This is a genomic window from Edaphobacter modestus (assembly GCF_004217555.1).
Lineage (GTDB): Bacteria > Acidobacteriota > Terriglobia > Terriglobales > Acidobacteriaceae > Edaphobacter > Edaphobacter modestus.
The window spans coordinates 2,602,161-2,619,627 of the sequence record NZ_SHKW01000001.1 but is presented as its reverse complement, the minus strand read 5'-3'; the positions used below and the strand labels follow the sequence as shown (position 1 = coordinate 2,619,627).

The 17,467-nt window shown below is 60.8% G+C and carries 7 protein-coding genes and 1 pseudogene; 7 read left to right on the top strand and 1 reads right to left on the bottom strand.

The genetic code is table 11. From position 1 onward, the window contains the following. Positions 1 to 487 precede the first annotated feature (487 nt). Complete coding sequence (locus tag BDD14_RS10945; protein ID WP_130418834.1) at positions 488 to 3,751, top strand: vitamin B12-dependent ribonucleotide reductase; 3,264 nt, start codon at positions 488 to 490, stop codon at positions 3,749 to 3,751. A gap of 169 nt (positions 3,752 to 3,920) precedes the next feature. On the opposite strand, the gene BDD14_RS10940 is transcribed toward BDD14_RS10945, so the two are convergent. Further along, on the bottom strand, positions 3,921 to 4,898 hold the full coding sequence (locus BDD14_RS10940; RefSeq protein ID WP_165420023.1) for a hypothetical protein: 978 nt from the start codon (positions 4,896 to 4,898) through the stop codon (positions 3,921 to 3,923). Between the two features lie 1,405 nt (positions 4,899 to 6,303). Here BDD14_RS10940 and BDD14_RS31750 point away from each other — a divergent pair. From BDD14_RS31750 to BDD14_RS10915, 6 genes and pseudogenes are all read left to right on the top strand, one after another. Continuing rightward, positions 6,304 to 6,573: a transposase gene (locus tag BDD14_RS31750; RefSeq protein WP_165419819.1), complete on the top strand. Its 270-nt coding sequence runs from the start codon at positions 6,304 to 6,306 to the stop codon at positions 6,571 to 6,573. Further along, the gene (locus BDD14_RS34440; RefSeq protein ID WP_165420022.1) at positions 6,501 to 6,842 is read left to right on the top strand and encodes a transposase; all 342 of its coding nucleotides are present in this window, start codon (positions 6,501 to 6,503) and stop codon (positions 6,840 to 6,842) included. Before BDD14_RS31750 ends, BDD14_RS34440 begins: the two co-directional genes overlap by 73 nt. 102 nt (positions 6,843 to 6,944) lie before the next feature. Continuing rightward, positions 6,945 to 7,520, top strand: coding sequence for an IS110 family transposase (locus BDD14_RS10930; RefSeq protein WP_130418831.1), 576 nt, complete (start codon positions 6,945 to 6,947; stop codon positions 7,518 to 7,520). Further along, positions 7,448 to 7,935, top strand: a pseudogene (locus BDD14_RS10925) (IS6 family transposase). The gene BDD14_RS10930 and the pseudogene BDD14_RS10925 overlap by 73 nt, the downstream one beginning before the upstream one ends. 642 nt (positions 7,936 to 8,577) lie before the next feature. Continuing rightward, the gene (locus BDD14_RS10920; protein ID WP_130418830.1) at positions 8,578 to 13,113 is read left to right on the top strand and encodes a hypothetical protein; all 4,536 of its coding nucleotides are present in this window, start codon (positions 8,578 to 8,580) and stop codon (positions 13,111 to 13,113) included. Positions 13,114 to 13,140: 27 nt separating this feature from the next. Then, a complete protein-coding gene (locus BDD14_RS10915; RefSeq protein WP_130418829.1) occupies positions 13,141 to 16,653 on the top strand; it encodes a hypothetical protein in 3,513 nt (1,170 codons plus the stop codon). The last annotated feature ends 814 nt before the right edge of the window (positions 16,654 to 17,467 follow it).

The window sequence follows — 17,467 nt, the reverse complement described above, 5'->3', positions numbered from 1 at the left end:
GTAACGGTCGAGGAAGGGCTGGGCATTCAAGCGGTACAACGAAAGTGTCAAGCGGACATGGCAAATCGGTCCCGTTTCGGCACCGTTTTGGCCGTCTCAGGCGGGGAGATTTCCAGACTTCCACGCTAAATCGCTGATTTCCACCGCCCTTCCTGGGTTACTCTCGCTTAGACGCAGTATTGCCCCTGACAGCACAAGATGTTGTGCTTTATACTTGACATACCCTACAGGCGGCGGTACTTTCACGACTGCAAGAGAGACGTGAGACCCTCTGAGTCCACGTTGAGACCGTTAGTTCCGCACGACTCCAGCCCGTTCGCCTACCCAGGATGAGCCAGCACCTCCGGCATCCTGAATCGGCCATCGCCTTGGAGCCTTCTTAGAGACCCGTCCTGCTCACCCAGCGTGAGGCTCAGGACCAGCACAGCCGGAGACCCCAGTTACTCCGGGCATTCAATTTAAAAAGCGAGAAGGAGCAAACTCCCCCATGGCAACGATTTCAAAAAAGACCACCAGCGCCGTAGCCTCTGAACAAACCTCTTCGGCCGCCGCCAAGCACGCCCCGGGCCTCACCTTCTCGCGCCACTTTACCCGCCCCGGCGTCTCGCCCTTCGATGAGGTCAACTGGGAGCTGCGTGACGCTATCATCCAGGACTTCAAAGGCAAGACCATCTTCGAGCAGAAGAACGTCGAGGTTCCCTCCGACTGGTCGATGACCGCCACCAACATCGTCGCTTCGAAGTACCTTCACGGCCAACTCGGAACCCCCGAGCGCGAGACCGGCGTCCGCGCGCTCATCGCCCGCGTCGCCGAATCCATCCGTGACTGGGGCATGGATGGCGGATACTTTTCCTCCATCGAGGACGCCGAAGTCTTCTACGCCGAGCTCTGCCACCTGCTGCTGAACCAGAAGGTCGCTTTCAATTCGCCCGTCTGGTTCAACGTCGGCTGCGACCGTCTCGAGCCCAACTCCGACGCCCAGAACTGGCACTGGAACCCGCACACCTGCGCGATCGAGTTCTCCGTCACCGGCTACAGCAAGCCCCAGTGCTCGGCCTGCTTCATCAACTCGGTGAACGACTCGCTCGACTCCATCCTCACCCTCGCCAAGACCGAGGGGATGCTCTTCAAGTGGGGATCGGGCACGGGCTCGAACCTCTCGGGCATTCGCGGCAGCATGGAAACTCTCTCCGGTGGCGGAACCGCCAGCGGTCCGCTTTCCTTTATGCGTGGCTTCGATGCCTTCGCTGGTGTCATCAAGTCTGGCGGCAAGACCCGCCGCGCCGCCAAGATGGTCATCCTGAACGTCGACCATCCCGACATCATCGACTTCATCGAGTGCAAGCAGAAGGAAGAGGCCAAGGCCCACACGCTGGTGCAGGCGGGCTACGACGGCTCCGGCCCCGACTCCGAGGCCTACAGCTCCATCTTCTTCCAGAACGCCAACAACTCCGTCCGCGTCACCGACGAGTTCATGGCCGCTGTCGAAGCCGACTCCACCTTCGTCACCCGCACCGTGAAGGCGCGCACTCCCGTCAAGGAGTACCGTGCCCGCGACATCATGACCAAGATCGCCGAGGCGACCTGGCAGTGCGGCGATCCCGGCATGCAGTACGACACCACCATCAATCGCTGGCACACCAGCAAGAACACTGGCCGCATCAACGCGTCCAATCCCTGCTCCGAGTACATGTTCCTCGACGACTCGGCCTGCAACCTTGCCTCCTTCAATCTCCTGAAGTTCCTCACTCCGGGAGGCCAGTTCGATATCGCCGCCTACCGTCACGGAATCGCCGTCGTCACGACCGCGATGGAGATCATCGTCGACGCCGCGGGTTACCCCACTGAGAGCATCGCCAAGAACTCGCACGACTACCGCCCGCTCGGCCTCGGCTACGCCAACCTCGGCGCGCTGTTGATGGCCTTCGGCCTGCCATACGACTCCGACGCTGGACGCGACTTCGCCGCCACCGTTACCTCCATCCTCTGCGGCGACGCCTACTGGCAGTCCTCGCGCATCGCCGAGCTCTGCCCCGCGCTGGGAGCCGCCACGCCGCTCACCCAGCAGGCCGAGATCGCCGGCGGTGCCTGCCCCGGCTTCTACGTCAACCGCGAGCCCTTCCTCGACGTCATCCGCATGCACCGCGCCGAGGTCAACAACATCGGCAAGTCGCGCAACAGTGCCGAGCCCTTCGTCGCCCCGCAGCTCGACGAGCTCATCGCTTCCAGCAAGGATGCCTGGACCGGCGCGCTCGCCCACGGTGAGAAGCACGGCTACCGCAACTCGCAGGTCACCGTCCTCGCCCCTACCGGAACCATCGGCTTCATGATGGACTGCGACACCACCGGCATCGAGCCCGACCTCGCCCTCGTCAAGTACAAGAAGCTCGTCGGCGGTGGCATGATCAAGATCGTCAACAACACCGTCCCTTCGGCTCTCTTCAAGCTTGGCTACACCAACGCCGAGGTCGACGCCATCGTCAGCTACATCGACGCCACCGGAACCATCGAGGGCGCGCCGCACGTCAAGGCTGAGCACCTCGCCGTCTTCGACTGCTCCTTCAAGGCCTCCAAGGGAACCCGCTCCATCCACTACATGGGCCACATCAAGATGATGTCCGCGACCCAGCCCTTCCTCTCCGGAGCCATCTCGAAGACGGTCAACCTGCCGCAGGACGCCTCCGTGGATGACATTGCTGAGGCGTACATCGAGAGCTGGCGTCAGGGCCTCAAGGCTGTCGCCATCTACCGTGACAACTCCAAGGGCTCCCAGCCGCTCAACGTCTCAGGCGCCGACGGCAAGGCCCAGAAGGAGAAGACCGACGCCGTCGCCGCACCCGCCGCCGGCTCCATCGAGATCGAAGAGGCCGTAGCCGCCGCCAAGGCTGCCGCGCAGGTCCGAATCTCTTCACTCGAGCAGCAGATCCACGCCATCACCGAGGCCGCCAGCAAGAACGCCGACGCCGCCGACGCGCAGTCCCCGCCCCGCGCCGTTCGTCATCGTTTACCTGCGGAGCGCGCCTCCATCACCCACAAGTTCGGCCTCTCCGGGCACGAGGGATACATCACCGTCGGGCTCTACCCCAACGGCCAGCCCGGCGAGATCTTCATCCGCATGGCCAAGGAAGGCTCCACCGTCTCCGGACTGATGGACTCGTTCGCCACCGCCGTCTCGCTTGCGCTACAGCATGGTGTTCCGCTGCGCGTGCTGTGCGAGAAGTTCGCCCACACCCGCTTCGAGCCCTCCGGCTGGACCGGCAATGAGCAGATCGGCTATGCCAAGTCGATCATGGATTACATCTTCCGCTGGATCCAGATCCGCTTCCTCTCCGGACACCAGCTCGACCTCTTCGCCGGACTCGCGCCCCAGAACATGGTTCAGGATCAGCACTCCGTCCCCGTCGAGGGCACCGTCCAAGGCGCCGGCAGCTATGTCGTGCCATCGCTCTCAGGTTCATCGGAAGCCGTCATTCCAAGCGATGCGAGGAATCTCGGTAGTTCCTATGCGGCAGAGGACGCCTACACCACCACTCCACCCCAACATGGAATCGCACCCGATCCCACCTATACCCCCGGCGGCTCCGGCTCGCTCTCCATGGAAGACCGCGGCGTCTATCACGCAGCCAACGCCATGAAATCGATGTACGACATGGGCGACGCCCCAAGCTGCTCCACCTGCGGAGCCATCATGACCCGCAACGGAAGCTGCTACCGCTGCATGGAGTGCGGAAGCACGAGCGGCTGCAGCTAGTTCCTCGCGGAAGGCGAAATGCGCTTGTGTGTGGGTTAACGCATAAAGTGAAAGTTGTACCTCATAAGGCCAAAGTTGATACCCCATAAGGTGAAAGTCGTCAGTTCTAAGTGGCTTTCACCTTGGGCTGGTTCCATAAAACATACATATCCCGCATAACCTCCTCAACCTATTGTTTTTCTGTTGCTTGCGAGCAATGGAGGTTTTCGGCTTCAGCAAGCAGATTCTCCCCAACGTACATCCTGCAAAGCGTCTGTAGGCGCGTCATCGTCTCCTTGTCCATAACCAAGCCATTGCCGGTCTGGGTCAACCGGCGGGTGGGCAGAGCCAGCCTCCTCAGCCGATGCCCCACTTTCTCAGGGCTAAGTTTGAACCGTTCGCCCCGCTCTTCCACAAGACTGTTGACCTTGACCGCGATCTCCCGTGCGTAAAGGTGTTCAGCTCCACTCTTGCTCAAGGCGACCACTGCTTCGACGACAAAGGCTTCGACTGTGTCCAGCCTTTCAGAGTTTCGTTGCTGATCGCACGCCGCGAGGATTGACACGAGCGCCGTGCGAAGAGAGGGAGAGTCCACGATGCAGCTTCCGAGCGCTTTTGCGATGGCGCCAGTCTCGGGCGAAACACCTGTGGGATTGAACTCAAGGCGACGTACCTGATCCAAGTTGTTTTTGCGATACTTGGTGAGGTCGCCGGGAAGGTATTCGATATTTCGGTGCACCCATTCGGGAGGCGTTGTTTTCTCTGCGTCGAGTGGCGACGTCACGTCAATGTAGATCGCGTGCTGGATTCTCTTGATAGTCGGATCGTCGCCGATGTAGATCGCGTTGGAACTATGACAATATAAGTAGGATCGTTGCTCCACGATCATGAATCCTCGGTTTGTGAGGTTTCCCAAAAGGGCTGCGGTCTGATTGTTCAGGTTGGGTTCTGAGATCAGAAGAGTCCGGCAGCAAACATCCTTGAGGTCCCCCCTCCGAAATCCCGCAAGGAGCAGCGATCCGCGGCAAAGATCGTGTAGGACGCGCAGAAGTTCGGTTGCCTCGTGGGCAGGGCCGGTGATCGCTAAGCACGGAAGCACGGTAAGGGCCTCCTGGAACCAAGTGGAGATCACCCAGAACGCGGCAACGGTGATGTTGGCGTCGGACAAGTGAGTCTGTGCGCCGATAGTGTGCTGAATCCGAGTAAAAGATCTCGAAGGCCGTGCTTGGCTGAGGTGAAAACGGATCGCCAGGTGCTGGAGTCATGGCCTCATCAGCCGGAGGGGTAATCTCCACAGCCTTCTCCGAGTTCTCGGTGCCCAACAAGAATGATCTAACCGTGGCTTCTGCCACCGACGGGGAATTGTTCTGTAACTCGTTCATGAAGGCCTCTCAAAGAAAGAACTATGTGGGGAAAGCCGAGATGGACCGTGGGGCAGAATCCTCTTCTACTAAGAGGGGTCTTAAAGATGACTTTCGCAAGGCACTAAGTTTCCACTAGAAACTTCGGTTGCGACAAGGTCACTGAGTCTGAACTGGGTGTCTCGAGATTCATCGTCGGTACGGTCTGGGTTGGATCTCCTGCAATATTGCTGAGAAAGATAATTCGACTTTTAAAACTCCCTTATGAATGGCGATTTCGCAGTTCAGTTGCGCCTTCGTGGATTCGCAGCCGAAGGAGGTCGGACGTTATCCCGTGCCAACGAAGGCCTACTGCATCGGCCGATGTCATCATCGCGGGCGGTTCGCCTAAAGCTCGACTCCGTCACGAACGTCTCTTTCCTGTTCCATACGGCTCGATATATGCCGCTGGAATTATTAGGAAGGACCTCGTTGCTTGGTGGCGGTTTAGATAGAGCACAACGTCCAGTTTCGACCATGCCGCTGCAGGACTTGCAGATCGGCTCACTTGAATTCCCCAGGGTTTCCGTCTTCACATACGAAGACTCCTCGGAAGGACTCTCCCGCACATCCGCCTACGATGGTCTCCTGAGTTTGGGGATCTTCCGGCGCGTTTTCATCTGCCACGCCCATCACTTTGCTGTCTTTGAGCCGTGGTAAACCGCGCCGTTTAGTGATTGGAGCACCTTGATCACATGAACCTTCGGCGAAGTCGAATTAAATTCAGGTTTGATTAGTTGGCGATAACAGTCAGTATGGAGTGACCGGCACCGATGCGCTGATCGTGGGTTAGGCTGTGAGTTCAGAAGGACGCACAGTTCAGAGCCACAAGCTGAAGGGAGCCGGTCATGAAGGAAAGTTACGATTTTTAGGTTTGGATGTCCATGCCGAGACGATCGCCGTTGCCATTGCGGAGCCGGATGGGGAGGTACCAAGCCCTGGAATCATTCCGAACCGGCGCAGAGTCGCTACGCAAGGTGACAAGAAGCAGCCAAGCAGGATCAGTTGACGGCACGGCATCGGCTGAGCAAGTTTCTACTGCGCTCAGGCCAGCGCCCACCGTCTGGAATCAGGCCATGGACGCGTCCCTATCTGATTTGGGTTGCGCAGCTACGCTTCACACAGATGGCTCAGGAGGCAACGCGGATAGATTATCTGCACGAAGTCGAACACATGCGCGAACGGGTAGCACGGCTGGAGCAAGCCATTGCCGAGGCGGTCAAACTGGCCTCGCCCGCGTTACAGCAAGTCATCAACGATCTACAGGCACTGCGGGGTATCGCAGATATCTCGGCTGTAACCATCGCGGCCGAGTTGGGTCAGGTGTCCCGCTTCGACGGTGCTCGGCAACTGATGGTTACTGCGGCGCCGTGCCCAGCGAGGATTCCAGCGGCAAGCGAACCCGGCGCGGGAGCATCACCAAAACGTGCAACTCGCACTTGAGACGAATCGTCGTCGAATCGGCATGGAGTTATCATCGTCCACCATGTATCTGGTACGGATTGCGCAAACGGCAGGAGAGTATTTCGGAAGAGGCTAAAGAGATTGCGTGGAAGGCGCAACACCGGCTGCACAAGCGTTACGTGAGACTGGCAGCAGCAGGCAAAGACAAGAGAAAGATCACCATTGCAGTTGCTCGTGAACTGTTGGGCTTCATCTGGGCCATAGGGATCAGGGCAGAAACAGTAGCCAGGCAGCGGATAGCAGCCTGATGAAAAGTAAAGGCGCCACTCAATCGATGAACAATCGTCGCCAATTTAGAGCACGGAGCCAGCAACAGCCGAGGCAAGCACGAAGGAGAATCCTCGTTTGCCATGGACGTCCACCAAGCAACGATCTCGGTTGCAGTCGCGGATTCCCGAGGGAAGTTGATCATGGAAAGTATTCTGGAGACGAAAGCGACCACGATCCTTGAGTTCATCCAGGGGCTACACGGAAGTTTATCGGTGACCTTCGAAGAAGGGACCTCTGCCGCCTGGTTACATGACCTGCTTAAACCTCACGTCACCCATCTCGTGGTCTGCGATCCGCGCAAGAACGCCCTATTGAAAGACGGCAGCAAGAGTGACCGAATCGATGCGCGAAAGCTGGCGGAGCTGCTGCGTGGCAACCAGCTCACGTCGGTTTATCACGGCGAGCACGGGATGCGCACCTTAAAGGAATTAGGTCGCAGCTACGTAACCATTACGAAGGATCTCACACGGGTCATGAGTCGAATCAAAGCGCTCTACCGAAGCTGGGCCATTCCCTGTAGCGGTACCAGCGTCTATGCACCACGGCATCGCGCAGAATGGTTAGAGAAGATCCCGGAACCCGGATGTTCAAGCGCCGTCGTTTCCCTGTGGATATCATCCTGGTGTGCGTTCGCTGGTACTACAAGTATGGGATAAGCTACCGGGATCTAGCGGAGATGATGCAGGAACGCGGCGTAGACGTGGATCCGACCACGATCATGCACTGGGTTCATCGCTACGCGCCTGAGCTTGAGAAGCGGGTCCGCTGGTACCAGGGGTACCGTGCGACCTCGTGGCGAGTGGACGAGACGTATGTGAATGTCGGTGGCCACTGGAAGTACCTGTTCCGGGCCGTCGACAAGCATGGCCGGTTGATCGATTTCATGTTGATGGATTGGCGAAACATTGAAGCGGACCACGGCGCACTGAAGCGAGCCATTCGCCCCACGCGAGGCTTTCAGACAATGAAGACGCCGCCGCTACGATGAAGGGGGGCGAGGTGATGCGGATGATCCGCCGAGGACATTGCCTCACGTGTAGCCGCATGTCAAAGACGAGGTGCGCTTCGTAAACAAGCTGTTCGACATCTTCGTTATCGCTGCCTGATGCAAACCGCGCAACGGACGAACTGCGACCAACAGAGTTAATGCAACAGAGCCCGTAAAAATCGTGTTGACCGCGCGCTGTGGTGCTTTCGCCTCGGAAAAAAGGATTTGACCACATGACACTGCTGGGCGTATACGATATCTGCCTCCGTCGTACCGTAAGCGCCGTATGGGATTCCGCCTGATTTGTTGGAATTCGGGTCGCGTGAACACCGCACGATGGACGGTATTCAGTGCGAGACATAGCCCAGGTGGCGATCATTGGGTCTGTTTGTTGATCTTTGCAATAGTCGGCCCCGGGCTCACATAGCAATCACAGGGAAAAGATGATAGCGCGCTACGGGAACCTACATTTCCTTCTGTAAGCTGTTCGTCTCTAAGATTTTGAGGGCTCCTCGCACGGTGACCCATCGCGGCGACACGCCTAACCTGATCATCATGTGACGTTTTTCAACTTTTTGTTAAGAGGTGCGACATAGCATGAGCCATCAGGAAATCGCCCGGTTGCGAACGTGCTGGAAGATGAATGATGCTCTTCGAGAAAGTTCGATCAGTCTCGGGAGCGAAAGTCGTGTAGCCGAATTCGAGCGCCGGAAGTTCATCACGCGATGAATCCGTTCATTCAGCAACTGCTTGACCTCTTGAACTCTCTTGCACCCGCTCCTGGAACGCCTCCCGAGGCGCTTCGCAACCTCCTCCGCGCCCAGGCCGCGGTCCTCATCCTCCAAAATCCCGCCAACGCCGACATCATCCCGCCCGGCGATCTCGATCCCATCATCGTTGAAGCCATCCAGGCTGGCGCCGCCCAGGCGGCCGCCCTCACAGCCGCCGGAAGACACCTCAGGCTGCTAACGGAAGAGGTGCCTTTCGGCACGTTCCTCTCATTCTCGCCCGAGCGCAGGTCGGAGCGCTTCGGTCCGTTCTCCGACAAGAGCGGCCAACTCTCACGCTTCGTCGCCATTGAGAACCCTGCCTTCATTCCCGTCACCCTCAGGCTCCCTCCCGGCTTCCCCGAGCACGTACTCCTGCTGATGTTGATTCCCCAGGGCACCACACCCTCGCCGGACCGCAGAACATGGCAGCTTCCCGCCGGAACCGTATGGCTCCAGGCGCGCTTCTTTGTCGCCGACACGCAGAACTTCGTCGGCGCTCGTATCACAGGCGGAACGCTCACATTCGATCACGATCTGATTCCACAGCCAGGCATTTTCCTATCGCCCGGAACCCTCTGGACGCTCTCGCTCGATCTCGAGCAGCCCCCGCCCGCCGCCGGCGGCGCTTCGGACGCCGAAGCGCTCCAGTTGCAGCTCCCCGCGCAACTGCACGTCAGCGCCAGCGCCCCGACATCGTTCACTGGAGACCTCACCCTCTCCGGTTTCGGTTCCGATCTGCACTTCACGTCCTCGGGCGCGCCCTTCCTCGACGGCAACCAGATCGGGTTTCCTCTGCAAGCCACCGAGCCTTCCTGGTCTATCTCCGAAAACCTTTCCCGCGTCGCCCAATTCTCCGGCGAGGCCGCGGTTAACAACCCCCATTGGGCGTTCCCTATTTGTAGAACGCCCACAACCGACCTCGGAGAAGCCTCGCACGCCGGCTCGCTGGTCTTCGCGCTCGGCGACGGCCTCACATCGACCCTCGCGGCACAAGATGGCGACCCCTTCCGTTGGTTCGCCGCCACCTTCAGTTGCAACGCCGAACAGATCGAGATCCAATCCTTCCAGCCCGTGTCCGGCGCAAGCTACGACCTGGACCTATGGGACACCTCGCTCACTCGGCTCCGCTTCGCCGCCCAGCCGCTCAATCTCCTGAACTTCCGCAGCGAGCGCGGCGGCATAGACGAGGTAGCCGTCTCCGGCGGCTCCTGCGTCAACCAGTGGGATCTCCCGCGCCGGGCCGACGGCAAGCCTTTCGAGTTTGCCGCAGCCATCAACATCTTCGGCTTGTACACCTCGCCCACCAGCATCTCTCTCACGCTGCACGCAACAGCCCCGGAAGCCCAGGGCTTCAACGACTCTGCCGGCTTCGCGCTCGAAAACCTCTACCTTCTCGTCCGCCCGCCACGACGGCTTGCCCTCAACGCCACGTTCGACACCGCTCCGCTTCTGCACTCCGGCACAGCAGTCGTCTTCTTTGATGTCGGTCTTGCCGTCCCGACTCTACCCGACCCTTACGCCACCAACATCGTCACGTCGCGCCGCGACACCGCCGTCTCCCGTGCGCTCAGCGTCACCATGCCATGGGCCGACCGCGCTAGCCCCACCCTATCAGCCCACCTCGACTCCCCAGTCCCGTTCCCCACGCCCACCGTCCCTCTTCTCGACGACGCCGATGAGATTATCGTTCGCGGCGCATTCCAGAAACACATCCAGTCGCAAACCGAGTCGTTGCTCCTGCTCGATCTCTCCAGCAGCGAGCACCTGTTCGGCGTGGCCATCGAAGCCCTCGGAGCCAACCAGCCCCAGATCGTCGACAACCTGCTCTCCGTCCAGCTCAACCGTGTTCGCCTGCTCATGCAGCCGCAGGTGCAGTGGGAGCCCGTGCAGTTGGAGCCGCCACCAAACATTGGTGCCACGTTCGGACATTCAAAATTCAACGGCGGCCCGACCCTGCTCGGCGCGAACTCCGTCAAACTTGTTCCCGCACTCCCCACCTCAGTGTCTGAAGAGATCCTCCGCGCCATCGGCCAAAAGAGCACCGCTGGCGCTCTCTTCTCTCTCCCGTTCGGCCTGCGCGCCTTCGCGCAGCTCGATTTCGTTGCCTTCCCGCACTTTCCGGAACCCGTCTTCCTGCCCGCTACCGACACGTTACTCAACGAACCATCCTTCGGCGATCTCACCTCCGCCCGCCAGATCCGTCTGGTCGCGCGTCAGCGCTTCCCGGACGACCCCTCGCGCATGATGCCCGGCATGATGCGCCAGTTGGCGAACTTCGCGCCCCCCGCCCCTGTCGGCGTCAGTAGCGTCCTTCCCAGCGAATTGCTCCAACCGTTCAACAAAGCTTTTGTTCGCGGCGTTCCCCTTCAACGCGCAGACCTCTCGGGCTACGGCCTCAGCACGTTCAGCCAATGGCATCAGGACGTGGATGAACCCTTCGGAGCCTCCGTCACCAAGGTCGAGTTCCAGGTCCTCAACGGCCGCACCGCCTACGAAGTTATCCAGTTCCGCTCCATCCTCTATGAGTGCGGCGCCCGGGTCATCCGCAGCATTTTCCTCGAACGCCATAACTCCGGCCGTGTCTTCCGTATCGATACCGGCTGGGTCGCCATCGACGCCGGAGAGTTCAAGCGCCCCGATGCCTTCCAGAATGGAGCGGTCCGCAGCTTCCAGAACATCCGCCGCATCCGCATCGTCGGCCCAATCATTACCCTCAATCCCTCCACCACCGTTCAGCCCGTCATCTTTGACGCCGACGCCGCTATCGAAGGCGCCATCGGCGGCATCGTCCCCATCTACGACCGCCCCGGGTATGTCCAGCTCACGCCCTCCGAGATAAACAACTCGCCGAAAAAAATACCCCCGCCGATAAACGAAGTACGGAAGCAAACCCTCAAGCTGCTCTTCGACAAGGTCGGCGCCATCAAGGGCCCCGTCGATTGCGCCGTGCGGGTCGGTGGAACGCTCGAAGCCCAGATTTCCAGTATCGTCTCGGACACCGCGCTCGACGACGGCAACACACTCGGCTTCGCCGTCGCCATCGTCGGGGCGCCCAAGCTTCCGCGCGCTGGCCAGTGGACCTTCGTTCGCCTAGACGGCTTCACCCATGAGCCTGCCGTCGTCGACGCCCACCGCGGAGTTCCGCTCGTCCGCAACGGCCCCGGTCCCTACAAGTTCCGCGAGCCTGCCGACACCCGTCGCACCAACGCCACCATCGAGTACGCCCTGCTCATGGCGACTGACACTAGCCGCGCCCTATTCAAAACCGCAAAGATCGATCCCGGACAGCCAGGAAAACTGCTCTTCGACACGCCTCCGATCGTCGCTGATCCGCACTCGCTCGTACAAGCGACCGGGCTATTCCCCCGCCCCAACTTCGCCCTGCCGTTGGTCGAACTGCCCTCCTTCACCATCTCGCACGACGACCATTGGCGCATCGACAACGACACCTTCACCGTCGCCGCGAAGCCGCTATCCGACTTCATGAAAGGCGGCGGCTGGGGTCTCACACGCGACTACGACCTCGTTCCCAAGGTCGATCAGCCTAATCTGGAAAAAGTCATCCTCGGCATCGATTCTGCTCTTCCGGCGGCTTTCAATGTTTCCGCTCCGCCTTCGCTGCTGAACCTGCAACTGCCCGACCCACTCGGCCAGATTTTCCAAATCAAGTCGCACTACGAGACCGTCGCCGGCGGTCTCTCCAAGCTCGCCACCCCCGATCTCGTCTTCGCCGGAGCCCTTAGCGATCTGACCGACATTCTCAATTCGCTCTCGAACATGGTCGGCTTACCGTTTCACTTTGACGTCTCCATCACCGCGGGCAGCGGGTCCAGCCCCTCCTTCGTCGTCCACATGGGTCTGCTGTTTCGAGTCGGCGACGGTCCAGATGGCCGGGTCGAAATCGGTCTGGGCAAGTTCTACGGCCAGTTCACCATCAAAGGCGAACTGGAAGCCGCGCTCACTGGAGTCGATCGCGCACTCCTTTTCATGGAGTTCCAGGGAGACGTGCAGCAGGGCATCTTCCCTCCACTGCTCTACGCGGGCGGCCTGTTCCGCTTCAGCATCGAACTGCACGAGACCGGCGGCCCCCTCGTCCAGCTCACCCTCGGCATCGTCATCTCCATAGGCGGCGACCTCATTCCCGGCCTGCTCGCCGTCGAAGGTACCATTAAGTACGGCTACAGCCTGGTTCCCGAAACGCTTCAACCCGGCGTTCTGGTCGGCATCGAAGCCCGGGCCAAACTGCTCGCCGGCCTTATCGGCTTCTCCTTCAGCGCCGAAGTCCTCGCCAAAATGCTTCGCAAAGACGGGAACCCCCTCCTCGTCACAATCTTTGCGCAGATCCGCATTGCCGCGTCCGTCCACATCGCCATCTTCTTTGATGAAGACATCGACTTTGAAACTCAGTTCCACCAGGACATTCCCGTCGCCGCTTTTGCTTTCGTGCCCGGCGCTACACCTTTCGTACTTGCCGCGGAAGTCCCAGTCTAGAAAATCCCTACCCAAGGAGGAATCAGTATGCCCATCGGTCCGAACAGTTTTCTGAGCTTGCTGACCTTCCCGCAATCCTGGGACGGCGCCTCGCTGACCGTGCGCTTCCTCTGCCTACCGAAAGGCGATCCATTCCAGCCGCTCCAACCCGGCCTGCCTTCTTTTTCGAGCGCCAATCTTGTCTTCGAAGCGAACATGATCGGCTCCCTCGCCCGTCTGCCTCAGCCCGCGGACGCGACATCTACCGGCCCCCTCGTCCTCGACGGTCCTCCACTCCAGAAAATAGACCTCTTTACCGAACTCACGACCCACTTCACCATCCGGCCCATCGCTCCCAACCGCACCCAAGCCAGCTTTCGAAAGGCAATCACACCCAGCTATCAGCAACTCATCGGCAACCGTCAACATTCGCCGCTGCTCTTGAGCCCCGACGAGTTCGCCTGTGCACAGCACCAGGGCGTCACCGACCAACCCGACCAACCCTCTGCCCCATCCTCTGACGTAAGCTGGGGCCGGCTGATGGCCTACGCTCTGCGTCAGCCCAATTTCGCCGCTGCCCTCGGCCTCATGGGCCAGGCTACCGTCACTCCGGCTGACCCGGCCTTCTTCGCCGAAGGCGGCTGGCTCTACATCGATCTCCATCCCACTAGCGACTACGCCGGAGTCGACATACTCGCCCGCTACGCCGCCCGCATCCCGAAACTGTCCGTCCCTCGCCCGGTCTTTGCCGCCGTCCTCTTTCCCGTTACAACCGGGCCCGACGACTCGATCGCCGACGATATCTTCCGCGAAGCGCAGACCTACGACGACGGCCTCGCCAAGCTCGTCCACTGCGCCCAGAACACAGACGCCGGCGACTCCATCCAACTCGCATGGGACGACGAGCAAATCGCCGAATGGCTGCATCGGCAGGTACAGCTCAATCCGGACCGTACGCTCATGTTCGACCGCCCCAACGGCGTCGCGGGCTTTCGCGTCGATGTTCGCAAGCAGGGCGACGATGCATGGAGTTCCCTGCTCCGCATCGAAAGCATAGGCGACGTTACCCTCGGCCCATTCTCTCTCGGCAGCTTCCAGGGCGAAGGCGTCGTCGAAGTCGCTCCCGCCCAACTCTCTCCCAAGCAGGCCGGGGCCTTCTGGCTCCCACCCTACTTCGCGACCTGGCGTGGAAGCTCTCTCGCGCTCACTGACCCCGACCTCACTAGCCTGCACGCCCGCCCTGAAGTCCAAAACCCGGACCCCGCCGCCCCGCCGCAGATGCTCAACCGCGAGAAAGTCTTTCAGCCGGTCGGCGACAAGGACGTGCGGCTTCAGTACGGCAACACCTACGAGTTCCGCGTCCGTCTCTCCGACCTTACGCGCGGCGGCCCGGACAGCAGCGTCTCTCTGCCCGAGCCGCATCGCAATTCCCTCGCGAGTCTCACCTTCCAGCGCCGCAAGCCTCCCGCGCACATAGAAGTCCTCCAGCGCCCCTCGCAAGACTCGCGCCAACTCCGCATCGCCAGGCCTCGCCTCGGCCACCCGGAAGCCCTCTTCACCGGCTCCGCCACCTTCGCCGACCTCGAAGACGACCTGGCCGCGCTCGCCGCCGACCCCAAACTCACCCGCGAGATCAGCGTACCCGACCCCGATGTCCTCACCGTCGAAATCGAGGTCCAGCTCAAGGCCCTCGACGGCGATCTCATCCCCTACCTTCCGCTCTACAAAACCACCCGAACCTTCGACGGACCGGAGATGACCCTCGACCTCGCGTTCGAAGACCATGACGACCTCATCACTCTGGCCAGCCACCAGCCCGACGAAGGCCCACTTGCGCTGCCCACGGCACGTGCGCTCCGCCTCCAACTGATCGCTGTAGGGCGCGATAAACCCGGCTACTTCGCAGAAGACAAGTTGCGCCGCGGCGCGCAGATCAACATCGACCTTCGCGCCGCCGCCACCGCTGAATCAGACCTGCTCGGCGAACCTGAGGGCTTCTCCTCCCTGCGCTCCTTCTTCTTCCAGCCGCCGCCCTCAGATAACAGCGTGCCTTCGCCCACCGAAAGGCTGGCCGCCGAACTCGGCCTCGACCACCTTGCTCTCACTCTCTCCGGCCGCGCCGCCAAACGCACGGTCGTCGCCTGCTCCTCCGCTCTCCGGCACACCCTCTCGCCTGAGGGATCGTCCATCACCTTCTCCTCCGGTTCCGATCTGGTCCAGCGCTGGATCAACGTCGTCAAATTCGACGTGCTCCGCGATTGGACCTGGGACGGCCTCAAAGGAGACGGCATCGCCATAGACCGCATCGTCCGCATCGCAGGCCGTGGCGACGTGACGGAGACCGTCGCCAGCTTCCGCCTTCCCCGCGTCATTGGCCCCAAAGCCCTCACCGGCACAACCGTCAAGACCATCGACGCCCACGCACCGGTACGCCAAGTCACCGAGCTCCTTTTCTTTGACGCCTTCGACCCCAAGCCACGCCCGCTGCCCGCCGTTCCTCCGGCGGTCGCCGCGCCCGCCTTCCCCTCCGAAATCACTATCGACTACGTCGCGCGCCTCGCCTTCGACGGCCCTGCCAGCGACGAGGTGTCACGCTCGATCCTTCTTCCCGTCACCACGCCTCCCTCGCAGACGCCGCGCATCCTCTCAGCAGGCCTCGCCCTCTCCGAGTACATCCCGGCCGACGACTACTCCTCCAGCAACCCGCGCCGCCGCATGTTATGGTTCGAGTTCGACCAGCCGCCCCTAGACCCCGAAGACGCCTATTTCGTCCGTGTCCTCGCCCGCGGCCCCGACCCTCTCCTCCTGGCCCCCGACACCCGCATACCAGACGCGGCCGAGCCTCCGCTCCCGATCGATTCCGAGTGGATGCGCCTGATCACTCCCGGCCAACCCCGTGACGAGAGCGGCCTCTCCGCCATGCAGCCCCTCGAAGGCTCGCCCACCGCACCCAAAAAGTACCTCGTTCCTCTTCCGCCTGACCTGCAGCCCTCTTCGCCCGACCTGTTCGGCTTCTTCACCTACGAAGTCCGTGTCGGCCACACCGCCAGCCGCTGGTCCACGGCACAAAGCCGATTCGGCCCCATGCTCCGCATCGCCGGAGTCCAGCATCCTGCTCCGCCGCTGGTTTGCCAGGCCGCCCGCGACGCGACTGGAGTCCGCATTCAGGCGCCTTATGCCGCGCCCGTCTTCAATGGAGTCAATCTCCGGCCGTTAGTCCCCAAGACCGATCTCTGGGCGCTGCTCTATGCCCGCGTGCGGCAGGCCGACGGACAGGCGTGGCGCAACATTCTGCTCGCCCAAATCCAACTATTCGCGCCGCACGAAGGCAACGACCCCGAACACTTCGGCCTCCCCATCCTCTACGGCGAAGGCCTGTTTCCTACAGACCTCCTGACAAACTCACTGCTCACGCTGGGCCTGCCGCTGGACGAACCCCTCACCGCCCTAGTCTCCGAAATCTTCGAGGAGCCCACCGAAGCAACGCCACTCGGCGCCCGCCTCGGCCAGGCCCGCATGCTCCGCATCTCGCCGCTAGTCCCCGTCCCCGACGCATGTTGACACCCCGGCTACCCGGCATAATTGGGGCCCATAAAGATAATTGCTGCGGTGAGTAAAGAGAGTCGAGGAGAGCGGAGATGCCAACTCACGACCAGTGGAGGCTGGAATCCATCGATAGAGCGTCGGCACGAAAACGCCGAGATTGCCGGCTACATCTCCAACTACTAACTCAGGACGTCCCCTGCCTCATCCAGCACGCAATAAGGTCTCGACCTGTAGCCAAGGTCCAGACCAAATGGTCAGGGTTCCATGCCGCTTGTTAAGTGTCAGTTGCACCATCGTGGTGTTAGGCTTCTTCATCGCCGGTCTCCTTATCTCCAGCACCTTGAGCGCGTCGATAACTTGGGAGCTTAATCCCGCTGGAGACCGGCCTTCTCATCTCATCTGTTCTCGTCAATTGACGACCCGGTTCTAAAAGATCTTTTCGCTGTGATCGCAAATCAGCTTGACTTGACCTTTCTGTGACTGCATCCTTCTATAGACATCTAGGGATGTGGCCAGTACCAATCGAGGAGTTGTACACGGCGAAATCTAACGACCGGCACGCGCCCGACTCCGCCCACCACAACGACCGCATCGGTCTCATTGCGAGAACGACCGTTCCGTACCCCATCGATGTCGATCCGATTCCCGACGATAATGGTTTTGCCGCTTACCGCGAATGTCCCTGTCTCAAATTCAGGCCGCCGCCCGGTTCGCTCGCCAGTCACCCGATTTTCGGGCGCAGATGCCGGCCGGTGGGGTGCGGAGCGGACACGACATTGACGACCATCTCCCTACCTGACACCGGCCCGCGAGCAGCATCAGGGAGGCG

Coding starts and splice junctions, on each gene's coding strand:
- BDD14_RS31750 (WP_165419819.1), top strand. CDS start 6,304: ATGCGCGAACGGGTAGCACGGCTGGAGCAAGCCATTGCCGAGGCGGTC.
- BDD14_RS10920 (WP_130418830.1), top strand. CDS start 8,578: ATGAATCCGTTCATTCAGCAACTGCTTGACCTCTTGAACTCTCTTGCA.
- BDD14_RS10915 (WP_130418829.1), top strand. CDS start 13,141: ATGCCCATCGGTCCGAACAGTTTTCTGAGCTTGCTGACCTTCCCGCAA.
- BDD14_RS10945 (WP_130418834.1), top strand. CDS start 488: ATGGCAACGATTTCAAAAAAGACCACCAGCGCCGTAGCCTCTGAACAA.
- BDD14_RS10930 (WP_130418831.1), top strand. CDS start 6,945: ATGGACGTCCACCAAGCAACGATCTCGGTTGCAGTCGCGGATTCCCGA.